At 69.7% G+C, this 18,356-nt stretch carries 17 protein-coding genes; 4 read left to right on the top strand and 13 right to left on the bottom strand.

From position 1 onward, the window contains the following. Window positions 1-212 precede the first annotated feature (212 nt). Both IPG05_02805 and IPG05_02810 read right to left on the bottom strand, forming a co-directional pair. On the bottom strand, window positions 213-1,460 hold the full coding sequence (locus IPG05_02805) for a DUF1501 domain-containing protein (protein MBK6494024.1): 1,248 nt from the start codon (window positions 1,458-1,460) through the stop codon (window positions 213-215). Next, a complete protein-coding gene (locus IPG05_02810) occupies window positions 1,460-3,037 on the bottom strand; it encodes a DUF1800 domain-containing protein (protein ID MBK6494025.1) in 1,578 nt (525 codons plus the stop codon). Before IPG05_02810 ends, IPG05_02805 begins: the two co-directional genes overlap by 1 nt. A 255-nt stretch (window positions 3,038-3,292) precedes the next feature. On the opposite strand from IPG05_02810, the gene IPG05_02815 reads away from it, so the two are divergent. Continuing rightward, window positions 3,293-4,024, top strand: a complete 732-nt coding sequence (locus tag IPG05_02815) for a hypothetical protein (GenBank protein MBK6494026.1) — start codon at window positions 3,293-3,295, stop codon at window positions 4,022-4,024. Between the two features lie 30 nt (window positions 4,025-4,054). Here the strand turns inward: IPG05_02815 and IPG05_02820 are convergent, their stop codons facing one another. From IPG05_02820 to IPG05_02865, 10 genes are all read right to left on the bottom strand, one after another. Further along, a complete protein-coding gene (locus IPG05_02820) occupies window positions 4,055-6,880 on the bottom strand; it encodes a S9 family peptidase (GenBank protein ID MBK6494027.1) in 2,826 nt (941 codons plus the stop codon). Window positions 6,881-7,050: 170 nt separating this feature from the next. Beyond that, complete coding sequence (locus IPG05_02825) at window positions 7,051-8,034, bottom strand: ATP-binding cassette domain-containing protein (protein ID MBK6494028.1); 984 nt, start codon at window positions 8,032-8,034, stop codon at window positions 7,051-7,053. Continuing rightward, on the bottom strand, window positions 8,031-9,011 hold the full coding sequence (locus IPG05_02830; GenBank protein ID MBK6494029.1) for an ABC transporter ATP-binding protein: 981 nt from the start codon (window positions 9,009-9,011) through the stop codon (window positions 8,031-8,033). The genes IPG05_02825 and IPG05_02830 overlap by 4 nt, the downstream gene beginning before the upstream one ends. Further along, window positions 9,008-9,814 (bottom strand): ABC transporter permease, encoded by an 807-nt coding sequence (locus IPG05_02835; protein MBK6494030.1) that lies wholly within the window; start codon window positions 9,812-9,814, stop codon window positions 9,008-9,010. Before IPG05_02835 ends, IPG05_02830 begins: the two co-directional genes overlap by 4 nt. After that, window positions 9,811-10,782 carry an ABC transporter permease gene (locus tag IPG05_02840; GenBank protein MBK6494031.1) on the bottom strand — a complete coding sequence of 324 codons (972 nt, stop codon included), beginning with the start codon at window positions 10,780-10,782 and terminating at the stop codon, window positions 9,811-9,813. Before IPG05_02840 ends, IPG05_02835 begins: the two co-directional genes overlap by 4 nt. A 1-nt stretch (window position 10,783) precedes the next feature. Beyond that, window positions 10,784-11,128 (bottom strand): hypothetical protein, encoded by a 345-nt coding sequence (locus IPG05_02845; protein ID MBK6494032.1) that lies wholly within the window; start codon window positions 11,126-11,128, stop codon window positions 10,784-10,786. Then, complete coding sequence (locus tag IPG05_02850) at window positions 11,086-12,408, bottom strand: hypothetical protein (protein ID MBK6494033.1); 1,323 nt, start codon at window positions 12,406-12,408, stop codon at window positions 11,086-11,088. The genes IPG05_02845 and IPG05_02850 overlap by 43 nt, the downstream gene beginning before the upstream one ends. Before the next feature lie 35 nt (window positions 12,409-12,443). Next, the gene (locus IPG05_02855; GenBank protein MBK6494034.1) at window positions 12,444-13,199 is read right to left on the bottom strand and encodes a lipoate--protein ligase family protein; all 756 of its coding nucleotides are present in this window, start codon (window positions 13,197-13,199) and stop codon (window positions 12,444-12,446) included. Then, a complete protein-coding gene (locus IPG05_02860) occupies window positions 13,196-13,780 on the bottom strand; it encodes a dephospho-CoA kinase (protein MBK6494035.1) in 585 nt (194 codons plus the stop codon). Before IPG05_02860 ends, IPG05_02855 begins: the two co-directional genes overlap by 4 nt. Window positions 13,781-13,788: 8 nt before the next feature. Next, window positions 13,789-14,400, bottom strand: a complete 612-nt coding sequence (locus IPG05_02865; protein ID MBK6494036.1) for a thymidine kinase — start codon at window positions 14,398-14,400, stop codon at window positions 13,789-13,791. Window positions 14,401-14,580: 180 nt separating this feature from the next. Here IPG05_02865 and IPG05_02870 point away from each other — a divergent pair, with 180 nt between their 5' ends. Then, window positions 14,581-14,871 carry an HU family DNA-binding protein gene (locus IPG05_02870; protein ID MBK6494037.1) on the top strand — a complete coding sequence of 97 codons (291 nt, stop codon included), beginning with the start codon at window positions 14,581-14,583 and terminating at the stop codon, window positions 14,869-14,871. A gap of 68 nt (window positions 14,872-14,939) precedes the next feature. On the opposite strand, the gene IPG05_02875 is transcribed toward IPG05_02870, so the two are convergent. Next, a complete protein-coding gene (locus IPG05_02875; GenBank protein MBK6494038.1) occupies window positions 14,940-16,487 on the bottom strand; it encodes a DbpA RNA binding domain-containing protein in 1,548 nt (515 codons plus the stop codon). Between the two features lie 136 nt (window positions 16,488-16,623). On the opposite strand from IPG05_02875, the gene IPG05_02880 reads away from it, so the two are divergent. Then, window positions 16,624-17,835 (top strand): pyridoxal phosphate-dependent aminotransferase, encoded by a 1,212-nt coding sequence (locus tag IPG05_02880; protein ID MBK6494039.1) that lies wholly within the window; start codon window positions 16,624-16,626, stop codon window positions 17,833-17,835. Then, window positions 17,835-18,338, top strand: coding sequence for a hypothetical protein (locus IPG05_02885; protein MBK6494040.1), 504 nt, complete (start codon window positions 17,835-17,837; stop codon window positions 18,336-18,338). Before IPG05_02880 ends, IPG05_02885 begins: the two co-directional genes overlap by 1 nt. Window positions 18,339-18,356: the final 18 nt, after the last annotated feature.

The raw sequence follows: 18,356 nt of genomic DNA on the forward strand, positions 1-18,356 counted from the left end.
CATCGGATCATTGTGCCTGAGCCGAAGGTGCCCCAGGGGACACGGCGCCGAGGGCCGCTGGAACCTGGCCCGGACGGTGGCGCATCTGACCTGACCCTGTATTCCTCACCCAGCTCGACCCAGCCGGGACCACGGTATTTCGGACCGACGGGCCAGCAAGGTCGGCTGGCCCGGTGGTGGCATCGCCTCTTGGCCCCGTTGCGGGGCCGACGCTAACTGAAGAGTCCGAGTCTGCCGCTCGGCACAAAGTCCGGGAATACCGAGGCAAGGTCGGTGGTACCGAGGTGCCCGCTGAGCACTTCGCCGAAGAGCGCGCGGAAATCGGTCGTGACGGCCAGGTCGCGCCCCTCGTGACGCGCCTCGGGCGCGAGCCCCGGCCACCGCCCGAGGACCTGCTTCCCGCGGACCCCGCCGCCGATCACCATCATCGCCGTCCCGTGCCCGTGGTCGGTGCCACCAGTGCCGTTCTCCTTCACTGTACGGCCGAACTCGCTCATCGTCAGCACCACGACGTCACGCATACGGTCGCCGAGATCGGTGGTGAACGCGGCGAGCGCCCCGCCGAATTCGTCGAGTCGGGTGGCCAGCTGGCCCTGCCCGCTCCCCTGATTCACATGGGTATCCCACCCGCCGACATCCACGAACGCAATCTGCATCCCGAGGTCGGCACGGATCAGCTGCGCCACCTGCTGCAGCGCGGTCGCCAGCTTCCCGCGGCCGTACACCGCACCATTGGCCGGTGGCAGCGCCGTCGGGTTGGCGCTCTTGAGCATCTTGATCGCCTCGAATCCTTCGGCCGACGACGACGCGACCAGACCGGTCGCGGCGCCGTCGTACAGCGACTCGAATGCCCGAGTCAGCCGCTCGTTGCCCTCGCTTCGTGCGGTGCGCACCCCGAAGGCGCGCAGGTCGTCAATGGCCAGGGCAGGGGCGCTGCCCGCCAGCATCCGGGGCAGCTGCGGGCCGAAGGCCACGGCCCGGAACGGTGTCTCGGCGTGCTCCCGGGCATGCGCGCAGTAGCGATTGGCCCATCCGGAGGTCGTCGACTTCCGGTCGGGGGTGCCGCTCTCCATGTAGTCCTGGGCGTCGAAGTGCGACCGCGTGGTGGACGGCGAGCCGACGGCGTGCACGATCGCCATCGACCCCTGGTCCCATAGCGGCTTGAGGGGCGCCAGTCGCGGATGGAGCGCAAACATGCCGTCGAGTGTCACCAGCTCCGACTTTGGCAGCGCAATCCGCTCACGTTCGCGCCAGTACCAGGGGTCACCGGCCGGGACGATCATCGAGAGGCCATCAACCGCCCCACGTTGGAAGAGGCAGACCAGCGTCTTCCCGCTCGGCACGCCGCCAAGTTGTTGGCGCAGCGCATAGGCGGCCCGATCGACGAAGAGCGGGTCGGCGCCGAGCGACACCAGGGCGAGGCCGCCCGCCTTCATGAACGCGCGTCGAGAGATCGTCATCATTGCCTCTGGAATTCGGGGCCACCCAACGCGAGGCCGACGGCCATCGCGCGCGCGGCACGCGGATCGGTGATGTCGGCAAGCTCGCGACGGATCGCACTCCGGGTGCGCTCGGACATGGCACCGCCGAGGATGGCGCGGTTGACGGCGTTCAGCAGTGCCTCATGATCGGCCGTGACGGGCACCAACTGATCGAGCTGGACCGTCACACCGGGGAGTCGGTTCGAGGCCAGCGCCACCGCGGCGTTCATCCGCGCGAGCAGGGCACCGCTGTTCACCCAGTCCGCCGAAGTCTCAGGGTAGCCGTTCGGAGTGACCATGTTGAAGAGCGGCTGGCCGAGGCGTTGCAGTTGCGACGACAGCCGCGGGGTGGCGTCGGGCGCGCCGCCGACGGCACGCACCGCGCTCGCCACGAATTCCAGCGGCGTCTTCGTCTTCGATTGCACGTTGGCCAGCGCCCAGAAATCCGGCGAGTGGACGATCGCGCGCATCACCGTGCGGATGTCACCGTCGCTCTGTCGCCAGGCGCGCACCGCGTCATCGATGCAGCCATCGGGCGGCAGGTCGGCGACAAAGCGCGCACAGAGTTTGGCACTCAGGTGATGCATCGTGGCCGGATGGGTGGCCAGCATGGCCAGCAGGGCGCGCCCTTCGTCTTCGCCGTGACCCGCGGGGAAGGTGCGCCCGAGGACGACCTTCTCCCCGCGATCGTGCGCCTGCGCGAGAAACTGGAAGCGGTGGTCCCCTCGGCGGTCGATCGTCCATCCGGTCAGGATGCGCGCAACGTTGATCACATCCTGCTGGGTGTAGCCGCCATCGACGCCGAGGGTGTGCAGCTCGAGCAGTTCGCGGGCGTAGTTCTCGTTGAGCCCCCGCGGCATCCGGGCCTTGAGTTGTTCGGCCATCGCCGGGTCCATGCCCTGCGCGCGCGCGCCGGGGCGTGCGGCGGTCCGCCGGGGCGGTTGCCCCGGACGCTGCGGCTGACGGGCGGCACGGGTGGCCGTCGTCGCGACCGCGGAATTGTCCGCGACGCTCTGCACGTTGTCGAGGTAGAAGAGCATCGCTGGTGAGGTGGCCGTCGCCACCAGCAACTCCTCGAATCGTCCGAGGGCGTGTCCGCGGATGGTCCGTTCGAGGTAATCGGCGAAGTACGCGCGGTCGAAGCCCTTGGCGATGTAGACATTGAAGTGATTGAGCCAGAAGTCGGCAAGGACCTCGGCGAGCTGCCGATCCGAGACGACGGCGCGCACCAACGTCACGCTCTGCAACTCCCCCAGCAGCTCCCTGAGGTCGCGCTTCCCGCCGTCGGCCTGCCGCTTCTGCGCCTGCAGGGCGCGGAGCGTGGCGGAATCCGCCCCCTGCGCTTGCGCCTTGAGCGCCTTGGTCACCTGGTCGGTGTGCATCGCGACCATCGCCGACATCGGGGTCCGCAGGACCTCGTAGGGGCGCTCCCAGGCCTCGAGGGCAGGGTCTCGAAGGTCGCGGACCGCCAGCTGCCGGTCGACCCAACGCAGGACCCCTTCCTGGACCACTGCTTCAACTTGGCCGGGGGTCGGGCCGTATCCGAGACGATTCAAGGCGTGTCGCGCCGAGTCGGCGGGGGTCAGCTGACTTTGGGCACCGATGGGCGTCGCGGCAAGCAGGGCGACGAGGCAGAGAGCGGATTGAGTTCGCATAGGTGGTGGACTCTCCTTCGCGGTGACTGTTAACACCCGGGTGGCCTCCGGTGCTCCATCGGTCCAGATTACCCGCCCGCACGGGCTCCGGCCCCCACCTGATTCTGGAGAGACCCCGCATTGGCTCGTGCCTTCCCCCGTGGTCCTCGTCGTGTCGTGATGCCGCTCCTCTTCGCCGTGCTCGGCGGATGCAGTCGGATCGGGTTGAACCTCCCTTCCGACGCCCCTGACCCGATTGCCGCTGGTCGCTCGGTCAAGCCGGCCTTCGGCTGGATCACCACCCGCGTCGGGCCCGGTGCCGAGCGCGCCCCCGACGGCTCGATCGCGCTCGAGGCGATCCGGTACGAGGGCCGGGCAGCGTGGCAGCAGGTGCGCCGCTGGAACGAGCCGACTGGCGAGCACGCGGACTCGATCATCCTCGAGCGGTCCACGCTCCGGCCGATCGTCACCACCCGGATGACGCCCAAGGGGACCTGGACGGCACGCTACAACCTGCGTTCCGTCGAGCGGCGTTTCACTCCCGCCAAGGGTCGCGGCGGGTGGCGTCAGTCAGAAATCGTGGAGAATGCGCCCTATGCGGCCCTCGGCATCGAACTGGTGATTGCCGCCTTGCCGCTGACCGAAGGGTGGAAGGGGATTCTCCCGGTCGCCGTGGACACCGTCGACCATGGCTGGAGCTGGCTCCGCTTCGAGGTGATGCGGGAGATGAGCCTGACCGAGAAGCCGAACTGGGTCACCAAGAGTTCCTGGGTCGTCGACTACACCCTCAACGGCGAACAGACCCGCCTGTGGATCGCACAGGAGGGTCGGTCGGTTCGACGGATCGAGAAGATCGGTCCGGACAATGTGGTCCTGCACTCGATGCGCCGCGTGCTGCTCGGGCAGTAGCCCCACCACGCAGCACGCGGCGCATCGCGGTCACGGCACCTGACCGGCCTTCGTCGGCCGACGCGCCTTCAGGTGCTCCTCCATCGCCAGCCGCGGGACGCCGTTCACGTACCAGTCCGGCGGCGTCTTCCCCATCAGCTTCGCATCGAAGAACTCGTCCATCCGGCGGGCGTAATCCTTCATGTTCGCCGGCTTGGCGAGGCCATGGTTCTCGCCGGGATAGGAGAGCATGAGCACTTCCTTGCCGAGCTCCCGCAGCGTGTTGTAGTAGGTCACGCCCTGGTTGAAGTCGACGGCACCATCCTTGTCGTTGTGCAGGATGATCAGCGGCGTCTTCACCTTGTCGGCGAAGCGATTCGGCGAGTTGCGGACGTAGGCATCCATGTTCTCGAGGAAGTTCCCCTTGAAGCGGCCCTGGCTGCTCTCGAAGATCGGCTGATTCGCGCTGCCGGAATTCCAGTACACCGAGCTGTACATCGAGATCATGTCGGTCAGCGGCGCGCCGGCGATGGCCGCCTTGAAGAGGTCGGTCTGGGTGACGAGGAACGCCGTCTGGTAGCCGCCCCACGAGTGCCCCTGCAGCCCGACCTTGTCGATGTCCACGATGCCGGTGGCCGCCGCGGCCTTCACGGCCGGGATCACCGACCAGACGGCGCTCATCCCGGGATTGTTGATCTCGTAGGTGATGTCCGGCATCAGCACCGCGTAGCCGCGCGAGGTGTAGTTCGACGGATTCAGTGCCCGCGTCTCATTGGGGGCGGAGTACTGGTGCAGCCCCTGTGACAGCTTCTCGTAGATGTAGACCAGCGTCGGATACTTCTTGCCAGGCTCGTAGCCGGCGGGCAGGAAGAGCGCGGCCTGCAGCTTGACGCCGTGGTCGGAGACGTAATCGACCAGTCGCGAACCCGCACTCCAGGCGTACTCCTTCTGTTGCGGATTGAGGTCGGTCACGCGCTTCGGCGCGACGAACGTCGGGCCGGCGAGATACCAGTCGGGGAAGTCGCGGAAGGTGCCCTTCGAGAAGGCAAACATGTCGGCGTCACGCGCGCGGGTGACGCGGACCGCCGCGTCTTCCCACAGGAGCGGGGTGGCACCCGGCTTGGCCGGGTCGACCTTCGTCAGGCCTTCCTTCTTGGTCCACTCGCCATAGGTGCCGATCAGCATCGGCTTCGTGAGGTCGAAGCCGCGCTGCCGCGGATTGCTCACCAGCACCTGGCGGTAGCGGATTCCATCCTTCTTGCCATTGCCGGTCAGGTTGGTCGCGGCCCCGCCGCGCACCGGGAAACGCCAGATATCCCAGCCGTCGGTGAGCAGCAGCGTCAGGCCGTCGACCGACCATCCCACCGGGAAGCGCGGCGGCTTGATGACGTTGTGGTCGTCCTCGTCGTTCCAGAAGGTCGTGGCGACGCCGGCCGTCAGGTTGCGGCTCGCCCCGCCGGCGAATTCCTGCACGAAGTAGTGCCCGTCGTCCATGTACGCGAAGCGCTGGCCGTCGGGCGAGGACGTCAGGGACGCCGTGCTCGCCGTGGTCACCTTGCGGCGTGCGCCGGTGGCGAGGTCGATCACGTAGGCGTCGCGCTTCCGCACGCCCGACAGGTTGGCCTCGAGTTCGTACGCGCGGTCGGCGTAACCGACCGCCCACTTATCCATCGGCGCGGCCGTCACCGTCTTCATGTCGTCGGTCGCGAGTTGCAGGAAGCGCTGGTCGGTCATCCGATACAGCGAGAGGTAGGTGAACGACTTGTCGGCGCTCTCCTGCACCTTCTGTTGCGGCTGCAGGCGTGCGTCCTTGCCGTGCCAGATCTCCAGGTTCGGCTTCTCGTCCTCTTCCCAGTCGGCGCCCTTCGCCTTGGGCGGATTCACCGCGCGAATCCCGAGGTAGACGCCATCGAACGCCTGCGTCCAGCGCGGCGCACGATCACCGGCGATCTTCATCTTGGCGGGAAAGCCGGTCGCGGCACTCGGCTCGTAGACCGTGCGCGTCGGACCCGTCGCGGTGAAGTTCTTCCACGCGACCACCGCAAACAGCGTGTCGGTCGCGGCGCTGTCGGGCATGCCGCGCAGCACGGCGAGCGCCAGGCCGCTGTCGGCCCACGTCAACCGACGATACAGTCCCTTGCTGTTGTCGGCGGCGCGCACCACCTCGGTCTTCATGTTGCGGAGCTGCACGCCGTTCCCGACGCGGCTCGGCGTCTCGACCGTGTACGCCAACCACTCGCCACTCCAGTCGAAGCCGAATTCGCCGACATCGGCCACGGTCAGCGACGTGTTGTGGAGGAGGTCGTGGAGGATCACCGCGGTGGCCGCACTCGGCGGTGCGGCGGCGGGCGGCGCACCGGGGGGAGCGGCTGCCGGCGCCGGCGCATCGCTCGCGGTCTGAAGCGCCACCCACGACGGCTTTTCCCCGGCGAAGACGATCCGGCGGACCTTCTCCACTTCGCGCTTCTCGCCGGTGGCCAGATTCAGCAGCACCGCCGTCGCCTGCACCGGCTTGCGCTCCTTCTTCAACTTCTTGCTGTCCTTGAAGGACGGCCACGACAGCCAGGCGGCCCACTTCGCGTCACCCGACAGCGTCAGTTGGCTGGACTGCGACCCGTCGCCGACCGGGAAGCGGTATTCCTGGGTGGTCCCCGTCGAGCGGATGACGACCTCGGCGTCGCCCTCGGCGGGCGCGACGGTGTACGCGAACCAGGTGCCGTCGTTGGAGAGCGCGCTGCCGCGCATCGACTTCCACCCGTTCATCGCCTCGGTGGTGAGTGGCTTCAGGGCGGTCGACGCAGCGACCTGTTGCGCGCTGAGCGCCGCGCTCGGGAGCAACGCCAGGGCGGCAACGAACCGGACAAAACGAGGCAACATCACGGACCTCCGGGGGGGGGGGGGGGAGAGGGGAGAAAGAAGAAGGGAGAAAGAAAAAAGGAAGAGGAGAGAAAAAAGAAAGAAAGGAGGGGGGGGGGGGGGGAGAAGCGAGAAGCGAGAAGCGAGAAGCGAGAAGCGAGAAGCGAGAAGCACCGGTCACTGGTTACGGGTTACTGGTCACTCGACTCCGCATGGTGGCACGCCACCTCCCGATCCCCGATCACCCGGAGCATCGGTCGTTCGGCGGTGCAGCGCGCGTCCCGCTGCGGATGAAAGCAGCGAGGCGCGAAGGGGCATCCGGGCGGCGGCGCAGAGGGCGATGGCGGTTCGCCCTCGAGGACGATGCGCTGACGCGCCACGGTCGGGTCGGGATCTGGGACGGCGGAGACCAGCGCTTGCGTGTACGGATGGCAGGGCGCCCCGATGACGGCGCGCGATGGACCAATCTCGACGATCGTGCCGAGATACATCACCGCGACGCGATGGGCGACCTGCCGCACCACGGCCAGATCGTGCGCGATGAAGAGGTAGGCGAGGCCGCGACGCTCGCGCAGTTCGAGCAGCAGGTTGATCACCTGCGCCTGGACCGAGACGTCGAGCGCGGAGACCGGTTCGTCGCAGACGATGAAACGCGGCTCGACGGCGAGCGCCCGCGCGATCCCGATGCGCTGGCGTTGCCCGCCGGAAAATTCGTGCGGGTAGCGGTCGGCGTACGAGCGATCGAGGCCGACTTCGGCCAGGAGGTCGGCCACGCGGCCCGCCATCGCTGCCGGCGGCACCAGCCGATGGATGATCATCCCCTCGGCGATCGAGTCGCCGATGGTGCGCCGCGGATTCAGCGAGCCGAAGGGGTCCTGAAAGACGATCTGCATCCGTTGGCGCAAGGCGCGGAGGGCGGAGGCATCCAGCCCCGCGAGGTCGGCGCCGTCGAAGCGGACGGTGCCAGCGGTCGGTGGCTCGAGCCGAAGCACCGCCCGGCCGACCGTGCTCTTGCCGCTGCCGGATTCACCAACCAATCCGAGGGTCTCGCCGGCGGCGATCGTGAACGAGACGCCGTCGACGGCTTGCACCGGGGGGCGTGCGGCCGAGAAGAATCCACCGCCGCCCGGGTAGTGCTTGACGAGCTGCTGCACCTCGACGAGCGGGGCCGTCATGGCGTCGCACCCTGCGCGACCCAGCAGGCCGCGAGATGGCGGTCGCCGATGGGCGCCAGTGGCGGCCGTTCCGCGGCGCATCGGGCGATCGCGACGGGGCAGCGGGGATGGAAGCGGCAACCCTCGGGCCACTGGTCCGGCGGGGGAACCGTCCCGGCGATCGGCACCAGGCGCTCGCCGTCGCCGGTGAGCCGCGGGATCGACGCGAACAACCCGCGCGTGTAGGGGTGCGCCGGTGCGGCGAAGAGGGGCGCGGTATCGGCGGCCTCGACAATCCTGCCGCCGTACATCACCAGGACGCGGTCGGCGCGGCCGGCCACAATGCCGAGGTCGTGCGTGATGAGCAGCACGGCGAGCCCGCGTTCACGGCGCAGCCGGTCGAGCAATTCGAGAATCTGGGCCTGGACCGTCACGTCGAGCGCGGTGGTCGGTTCATCGGCGATCAGCAGCGATGGCTCGCCCGCGAGGGCCATGGCAATCATCACCCGCTGTCGCATGCCGCCGCTCAACTGATGGGGATACGCGTCGACGCGTTCGTCCGGATCGGCGATGCCGACCTCGGTGAGCAGCGCAATCGCCCGACGGCGGACCTCGGCAGCGGGGACCGCATGGTGGGCGGTGATCGCCTCGCCGATCTGTGCGCCGACCCGCATCACCGGATTGAGCGACGCCATCGGGTCCTGGAAGACCATCGCGATCCGACGGCCGCGCCAAGGGCGCATCGCCGATTCGCTGAGCGTGGCGAGCTGTTCGCCGTCCATCCGCAACGATGTTCGGGCGCCGAGTCTGGCGTTCTCGGGCAGCAGTCGTGGAATCGCGAGTCCGGTCAGGCTCTTGCCGCAGCCCGACTCGCCGACGAGTGCCACGAGCTCGCCCCGGTGCACGTCGAACGAGACATCATCCACCGGAACGAGCGGCGTGGCGCCGTCCCGCGGAAAGGCAATCCGGAGGTCGCGGACCTCGAGAAGCGGAGTCATCGTTGATCGGGATGGAGTGAGTGGCGCAGCGCGTCACCGAGCAATGTGGCGGTGACGGTGGCAAGGACCAAGGCGAGCCCCGGGGCGAGCAGGAGCCAGGGGGCGGTGCCGAGGTAGTCCCGCGCCTCGAGCAGCATCCCGCCCCAGGATGGTGCCGGCGGCTGAATGCCGAGCCCGAGGAAGGAGAGGCCCGCCTCGAGCAGGATGACATCTGCCGTCCCGAGGGTGGCCGCCACGAGAAGCGGGGGGATCGCGCCAGGCAGGATCTCGCGCAGGGCGACGCGCCAGGGTTCGGCCCCCAGCGCGCGGGCGGCCTCGACGTACGGGGCGTGCCGCAGTCGCAGCGTCTCGCCGCGCACCAGTCGCGCCAGCGCGGGCCATCCCGTGAGTCCGAGCACGAGGGCGAAGAGGGGCAGCGGCAACGTCCCGGCCGTGGCCAGGAGGACCAGCAACACGACCACGCGGGGCAAGGCGAGCGCGATGTCGATCGCGCGTCGCAGCACGCCACCAAGCAGCGGCCCGGCCACGCCGGCGATCAGGCCGATCACCATGCCCAGGATGGCCGCGACGCTCACGGCGATGGCGGCCACGGTCAGCGAGGCGCGCGCGCCGTGCGCCAACCGTGCGAAGACGTCGCGTGAGTACTGATCGGTCCCGAGCCAGTGGGCCGCGGACGGCGCCGCAAGCGAGCCGGTGGCGAGCGCCGGTTGGACATTGGGATCGGGGGCGACCAGCGGGCCGAAGAGCGCGAGCGCGACCAGCGCCGCGAGCAGGCCGAGCCCGACCCGGCGTGATCGCATCATGGCTGGCGCTGCACCGGGTTGACGACGCGATACAGGACGTCGGCGAGCAGCGAACCGAGCTGGACCAGCACCACCAGGAGGCTGCCGACGCCGATCACCACGGGGAGGTCGCGTTGGGAGGTGCTGGTGGCGATCAGTGAGCCCAGTCCCGGCCAGCCGAAGAGCGCCTCCACGAAGACGGCGCCGGCCACCAGCATCGGCAGCCAGAGACCCACCAGCGTGACAACCGGTGTCAGCGCGGGTCGCCAGACATGGTGGAACGCGAGCAGTGCCGCCGACACGCCGCGTGCACGTGCAGCGAGCACCCACGGCTGGCGCACGCTCGCCTCCGCCGCCGCGCGCTGTTGCCGAAGCGGGACCGCGACCGTGGCGAGCACCATGGTCAGCAGCGGCAACGCCAGGTGTCGCAGGCGGTCCAGCATGATGGTGCCTGCGCTCGCATCGATCGCGAGCAGCGGATCGGCGAAGCCGGCCGGGGGCAGCAACCCGCCGCGAATCGCGACGCCCCACACCAGCAGCATGCCAATCACGAAGCTCGGCAACGCGTACCCGACCAGCGTGACGCCGCCAACAATGCGGGCGCGACGCGTGGTGGGATGTAGCGCGCTCCAGAGTCCGAGCGACAGCCCGATCGTGAAGGTGGCGAGCAGGGTGAGCGCGCCGAGCAGCAGGGTCGGCCCCAGGCGTTCGGCCAGCATCGCCGTCACAGGGCGTTGCGTCGCCAGGGAGATGCCGAGATCGCCACGGAGCAGGTGCGTGAGGGTGGTACCGATGGCCTCAAGCGGGGGGCGGTTGGTCCCCCACGTGGCCTCGAGTGCGGCACGCTGCGCGGCATCGATGGGATGATCGCCGATGACGGCGCCGAGCGGATCCCCGGGCAGCAGCTGGACCAGGGCAACAAGGGCGACGACGGCGAGGAGCGTCGTCAGCAGCGCATCGAGGCAGCGGCGGAACAGCCAGCCGGTCACGTCAGCGATCGCGCGCCAGCGCGGCCTCGGGACGCACGCGCCACTGCCAGAGCGAGAGCCAGCTCTTCGCCGGCCAGATCTGGACGTTCGCGTAGCGACGATGCACCGCGACCTGGTTGAGCGGCGCAGCGAGCACGATGGCGGGGACCTCGCGCGCCATCCGCGCGAGCGCGGTGCGGTAGGCCGCGACGGGATTGGCGGCGGTTTCCGCACTGGCCAGGAGTCGGTCGAAGGTCGGGTCGCACCAGCGCAGCGTGTTGAGCGAGGCCGAGTCGCTCGCCGCGGCGCACGACCAGCGCTGGGTCAGCGAGGAGGGCGTGACGTCCTGGTTGCCACCGTCGACCACGAGATCGAATCGACCGGCGGACAATCGCTCGCTGAAGACCTCGCGTTCGAGCCGTTCGAGCTGCACGTCGATTCCCGCCTCGCGCCACATCGCCTGCGACTGCAGGGCGAGGCGTGCGCGCCGGGCACTCTGTTCGGGTAGATCATCGGCGAAGCGCAACGGGCGCCGCTGCGGTCGAGGATCCCGTCGCCGTTCGCGTCGCGCCACCCCGCCTCGGCCAGCAGTGCGCGCGCCTTCGACAGGTCGCGCGGCGACCCCTGCATCACGCCACCGGTGACCCAGGCCCACAGTTGGGACTGCGCCGCGTCAGGGGTGCCGGTCCCGGGGCCGAAGACGGCCTCGGCCATCGTCCTCCGATCGAGCGCCGCCCGGAGCGCCTCCCGGACGCGACGATCGCCGAGGACGGGGTGGGCCGGCCCACCGCCAAAGGCGCGTTGGTTGACGCCGACCCAGAACAGGAGGTTGTGCGAGATGTTCACGAGCGCGAGCGAGGGCAGCGCCCGGATCTTCGATGCGTCGGGGGCCTGCACGTCACCCATCACGTCAGTTTCGCCCGCGAGCAGGAGGTTGGTGCGCGCGGTGGCGTCAGCCGTGACGCGCAGCACCACGCGCGCCATCGTGGGCGTGCCGAGAAAGAACGTCGGGTTGGCGCGCAGCTCCACGAACTGTCCCGGGACGCGGCGCAGGTAGCGATAGGGGCCGTTGCCGATCGGGCCGGCCGCGAAGTCGCTCCGCGCAATCGCGGTGGGTGCGATCCCGGCGAGCAGGTGCGCCGGTAGCGGCTGCATGTTGAAGCTGAAGAGATACAGCTGCTCGGCGAACGGCCGCTTGAAGCGGACCCGCACGGTGCCGGTCCCCACCGCTTCCACCGAGGCGACCGGCTCCATCACGATCCGTCCCTTGCCGACGACCGGGTCCATCATCAACTGCCAGGTGAAGACGATATCGCGCGCGGTGACCGGGGTGCCATCCTGCCACCGAGCGCGGGGGTCGAGCTCGAAGAGCAGCGTGCGCGGGTCGACGCGCTGCCACCGTCGGGCGAGCATCGGGGTCATCGCGTTGTCGCCGGCGGTCCGGAAGGTCGGGCCGAGGATGGCGAGTCGCAGGAAGAGCTGGTCGGCGAGGTCGGTGTTGGCGGTGCGGTCGGTCAGGGCGGGGAGGGGGAGCGTCGGGTCCTCGCCGACGGCGAAGACGACGGTGCCCGGCACCTGGGACGAGAGTGGCGCGCGCCCGAGCGCGCCGAGGAGCAGCAGCAGGTGGAGCACGGTGCGACGACGCATCGGCAGGACCTCGTGTCGGGCGGGCGGGGCAGGGGTCAGCGGCGCCACGTCCAGGCTGGACTGCGGTACCGCAGATGCTTCACGGTGGCCTCTTCGGCCCACGCCGTCAACTCATCCGGCGCGTGCTCGGCCCCGTCGTCGACCCAGTCGCGCAGCAGGGCCATCGCCAGAATCTGCACTGGCGGGAGGTCCGCGACCGGCGCCTTCGCTGGCTCCGAGCGGTTGCTGATTCGGTAGCGCTCCAGCAACGGCAGGCGGTCGGCCCGGGCGACGGCGCCGTGCTGGAGCAGCGCCATGCCCTGCACGACCTGGGCCGAACCCACGACCTTCCGCTCGCCACTGAGGATTTCGCCCCCGACGGCGACATCAAAACAGGCGCCGGCCTCGAGGCCGGGGATCGAACTCGGTGCTGGCGCCAGGGTCGCGTCGAGGCCGATGCCGGAGAGCCGCGCCGCGAATCGCTCGTGGATCGACTGATACGCGGCCTTGAGGCCGCCGAAGTCGGCCAGCCGGCCGGTCACGGCGTAGGTCAGGTCGTCGGGGGCGTGCCAGACTGCCCGCCCGCCGGTTGGCCGCCGGACGCAGGGGACGGCGTCGCGCTCGAGTCGGTCCCGGTCCCAACTCCGGGTCGCCGCCTCGTTGGCGCCGAAGGAGATGCTGGGGAGGTCCCACCGATAGAGGCGGAGCACGGTGGTTCCATCGCGTTCCGCCCGGTCGAGCAGGGCATGGTCCAGGGCCATCTGCTGCCAGGCGGGGCGGGGGGTCAGGTCGGACCAGACAAAACGCGTCATGACGTCACGGCATCCCAGACGGCTCGAGTCCGCGCCACCAGCGTGGCCCGGTCGGCGTCGTTATCGATGATCCAGGTGGCGAGCGCCCGTTTGGCAGCGGCGGGCATCTGCGCGGCGATGAGGCGGTCGGCGTCGAGTGGCGAGAGCCGCCGCGCGTTGATGAGCCGCCGCCGACGTTCCCCGGCCGGGGCATCGACGAGGATCACCCCGTCGTAGGCGCTCGGATCAGCCGACTCGAAGAGCAGCGGGATGTCCGCGACGAACACCGCCGCCCCCGCCGCGGCCGCGGCCTCCTGCGCCGCGATGCGCCGCGCGTCCACGGCGGGATGCACGATCGCCTCGAGCGCCGCGCGTTCGGCCGGATCCGCGAGGATGCGGTCGCGCAACGCCACGCGATCGAGGCCGCCGTCGGCCCGGACCACGCCGCCGCCGAAGTGCGCGACGATCGCGGCGAAGACGCCGCTGCCGGGACGCTGCAGCACGCGGACCGCCTCGTCCGCATCGAAGAGGACGGCCCCCCAACTGCGAAGCAGCTGGGCGACGGTGGACTTGCCGGCGGCGATGTTGCCCGTGAGGGCGATGCGGCGCATCACAGCAACGGCACCTGATCCTCGTCGCGCCGGGGGACCTGGAAACAGCGACGGCACCGCGCCTCGTAACTGTCGGCCCCACCCACCATCACGATCGGCGAGTTCCAGCTGGCCGGACGGCCGTTCACGAGCCGTTGGTTCCGGCAGGCCAGGTCGCCGCAGACGACGCAAATGGCCTGCAACTTGGTGACATCCTCGGCGATGGCCATCAGGTGGCCCATCATCCCGAAGGGCTCGCCGCGGAAGTCGGTGTCGGTCCCGGCGAGGATCACCTGCACCCCCCGCTCGGCCAGATGGGTGGCGACTTCCACGATCCCGGCATCGAGGAATTGCGCCTCGTCGACGGCCACGACGTCGACCTCGGCGGGATCGCCGGTCAACCGGAGGATCTCGTCGGAACGGTCTATTGGCGCGGCTTCGCAGGTGATGCCGGTATGGGATGACACCTTGAACAACCCCTCGTAACGCTGATCGAGATGGGACTTGAAGACGCGGACACGGCGCCGGGCGATGAGGGCCCGGCGGACCCGCCGGATGAGCTCTTCGCTCTTGCCGCTGAACATGACGCCGGCAACGACTTCGAGGCGTCCGGACCGATGGTGGAGAGTCATGGGCGGTTCGTCAAGGGGGTGAGTCCGGCAAATCCTTTGCCGGTGCGGGATCTGGCGGGAAGGACCCGGGAAGGCCGCGCATCTTGCGGAGTTTCGCGCACGGCTCCCATATTCTCGCCCGTCGGGCCACTCCGGCCCGCGGCAGGATCCCATCCGTTTCCACTCTGCAAGGAGTCTTCTATGAACAAGATGGAGCTCATCGAGGCGGTCGCGAAGGCCCTCGACACCTCGAAGGCGCACGCTGGCGAAATCGTCGACCTCTTCTTCTCGACCGAAGGGCTGATCGCGAAGGAACTGAAGAAGGGCGGCGCCGTGGCGCTGACCGGCTTCGGCAGCTTCGAAGTTCGCAAGCGGGCCGCGCGTGAAGGCCGCAATCCGCAGACTGGCGCCACGATCAAGATCAAGGCCTCGAAGGTTCCGGCGTTCCGTCCGGGCAAGGGCCTCAAGGATCTCGTCAACAAGGCCAAGTAAGCACGCAGCACGGTTCGTCGCTGTGACGTCGGACTACGGGCCGCCCCGCTGGGCGGCCCGTCGCCGTTTCAGCTCCTCGGCTTGAACGGCGGGCGGCCGCCGCCACTGCCGCCGCGCGGCCCGCCGAAGCCCCCACCACCGCCGCCGCGCGCGCCACCGGTCGGTGCCGACGGTCCCCGATCAACTCTCGCCGACAGCTTCCGCTTCCGCACCGTCAGCCCGACCAGCTTGAGCGCAACTCGCTCCGCCTCCGACTGCGGCACTTCGACCAAGGTGAACGCATCGCGCAGGTCGACGCGGCCGATCAGCGACCGATCGAGTCCGACTTCCCGCGCCAGGACGGCGACAATGTCCCCGACGGTGGCCTCGTCCTTCTTGCCGACGCCAATCCAGACCCGCGTCGTGTGGACCCCACCGACCGCCGTCTGGGTCGACACCGGCGCGGCGTCCGCCGGGCGCTTGGCCCGCACATCGTCCTGCCAGAGACGGAAGAGCGCCGCCGCGACATGCTGCGGCTCGTGACGCTCGAAGAGCGGGCCGAGGGCGTAGAGCGCGGCGGCATCGACCCCGTCGGCAATCCGCGCCACGATATCGGAGCGGAGTGCCGCGTCCCGCTGCAGCAGGGACGTGGTCGCGGACTCGGTGATGACCGGGCGGCGGGTCGCCGCGAGGCGCGCCGTGTGGACCTCGGTGCCCGGCGGCACCAGGAGCGTCACTTCGCCGGCCGTCGCCAGGGTGCGCAGCTCCACCAGTGTCGGCGGGTCGTAGCAGATCACGCTGCCGCTCTCCGGCATGCTGCGGGCACAAAGGGAGACATCGTCGGCCAACCCACCCAGCGCTGCTGTCAGCAGGGCGTGGTCGCGGCGATCGACGGTCCAGATGCTGACCCGGTGGGGGTCAGTCGCTTCGAGCAATGCCGCGACGGCCGCGGCACGACCCGCCCACGGCGTGGGCAGCGTGCGCACGGCAGCCACCGGGGTCTGGTCGGCCTCTTCGGCCGGCACGCCGAAGACGGCGGCGCGGCGCGCATAGCGCTCGACCAGGTCGGCGCTGCGTCCCGCATCCGCCGTCAAGACGATCCGCTGGGCATCCTTGGGGAGGTCCTGCAGCAACACCAGCAGCGCCTCGTCGGAGTCCCATCCCTCGGGCCACGCGAGCACGACCGCAGAAATCCGATCGGTGACGAGCGCCGAGCGGGTATGCAGGGCGAGTGCGGTCTCGGGTGAGGCGATCAGCACGTCGAGGGCATCGGCCTTGAGCCGCCGGGCGGCGCGGGCGGGCCCGCGAGCCGCCTCGATGCGGACGCCGGCCCCGCCAGCCACCGCCGAGAAGGTCGCACCCCATTCGGCCACCAAGGCCGGCGCCGTCAGCACGAGCACCCGCCCGCCCTGCTCCTGCGCCGCGCTCGCGAGGGCGGCCGCCACAGGGGCAGCCCAGGCCGGAGAGGGCGGCAGGACCGCCACCACGCTCGTTCCCCGAAGGATCGGGGGCATCAGCTCCCGCACCGACGCGTCGTCGGCCTGCCAGCCCAATTGCTCCATGCCAGCCGCCACGGCCGACGCCACCTGCCACTCCGCCAAATCCGTCACCGGTCCCTCGATTGTCAATCGTCCCATGCTGCGCCATCCGAACGTGTCGAAGGTAGTCCGGCCCCCGCGAGTGGCCAAGCCGCCGCCCCCGCTGGTGGGGGGGCGCGGCGGGCGGGTAACTTACCGATTCCCCGCACCCGAACTCCTCGACCCGGACCCGTTGATGCGCTTCGTGCCCTCCGCCAATCTCGCCCACCTGAAGGCCTCCGAGACCGTTGCCATCAGCAACGAAGCGAAGCGCCGGAAGGCTGCGGGCGAGGACGTCCTCGACCTGGGGGTGGGCGAACCGGACTTCAACACGCCGGCGCTGGTCGCCCAGGCGGGGATTGACGCGATCCAGGCGGGGAAGACGCGATATCCCCCGAACGTCGGCACGATCGAGCTGCGCCGGGCCATCGCCGGGGCGCTCTCCACGATGAGCGCCGGTCGCGCGGTCGACCCCGAGCGGCTGGTGGTCAGCAACGGCTCCAAGCAGTCGCTTTTCAATACCTGCTTCAGCCTCTTCGGTCCTGGCGACGAGGTGATGATCCCGTCGCCGGCGTGGGTGTCGTATCCGCAGATCGTGCACCTCTGTCGCGCGACTCCGGTGATGATCCCCGGCGATCCCGAGTGGGGTCTCAAGGTCGCCGTGTCGGACCTTGAGAAATTCCGCACACCGAAGACGCGCGGCCTGATCATCTGCTCGCCGTGCAACCCGACCGGCGCGGTCTACACCGGGGCAGAGTTGCGGGCGATCGCGGCCTGGGCCGGCGAGCACAACATCTGGTTGATCAGCGACGAGATCTACCGGCGCATCAACTATGGCGTCGGGCCCGCCGCCTCGCTCTTCGACCTTGACGATGCCACGCTCGATCGCGCGATCGTGATCTACGGCGCCTCGAAGGCCTACGCGATGACCGGTTGGCGCATCGGCGCGGCGTACGCGCCGGTCGAGGTCGCCAAGGCGATGGCCGCACTGCAGACGCACATGACCACCGGCGCCAATCATCCCGCGATGTGGGCGGCGACCACCGCCTTCGCCTCGCCCGAGGTGGACAAGGAAGTCGATCGGATGGTCGCGGCCTTCCGCCGTCGGCGGGACTACCTCGTGGCACGCTTCAGCGACCGACTCCCGGGGGTCGAATTCGTCGAGCCGCATGGGGCGTTCTACCTCTTCTTTCGGGTCGACGGTCTCGCTCCCGGCCTGACCGGGACGCGCTTCTGCGAGCGCGTCATGCAGGAGGAAGGTGTGGCGCTGGTGCCGGGCGCCGCCTTCGGTGACGATCGCTGGGCCCGCCTCTCGTATTCCGTCTCCGATGCCGAACTCGAGAGCGCCTGCGATCGCATCGAGCGGCTCGTCGCGAAGCTGGCGGCCGAGCAACCGGCGATCGCCTGATGGCACTCGAGGTGCACGTCCTCACGCTCCCCGCGGAGCTTCCCTCCCTCGAGTGGCATTGGGAGACCGAGACCGACATCCTCGGGGGCGCCTTCGTGGTGCCCGGGTCGGGGGGCGGCTACACCGGCACCGTCGAGTTGAACGATGAAGACGGCTCCATCGTCGTGATCGATGTGGCCGGCGGCGTGGTCTGCGGGATGGATGTCGTGGTGTGGCCGGAGATCACCAACCTCCCGGGACTCGCGGCGCCGGTCGAGGCACGACTCGGCCAGGTGGTGATCCCCTCGCGCGCCGCGCGTCGAGGCGCCGCCGCCCTCGAGTTCGACACCACGATTTCGGTCTCCGCCGATCCGGCGGAGTGCACCTTTCACATCCGCATCGGCACACGGCGACCGGTTGAACCGATCCGCATCGCCGATGCCTTTGTGATCGAGGTGGACGCGGCACAACGGCTCGCTGGTTTCTGGCTCGAGGCTGTTCCCCCGCTGCCCGACTCCGCCTGAGCGCGCGTCGTCGCGCTG

It is taken from the genome of Gemmatimonadota bacterium, assembly GCA_016704275.1.
In the GTDB taxonomy this organism is placed as follows: domain Bacteria; phylum Gemmatimonadota; class Gemmatimonadetes; order Gemmatimonadales; family GWC2-71-9; genus Palsa-1233.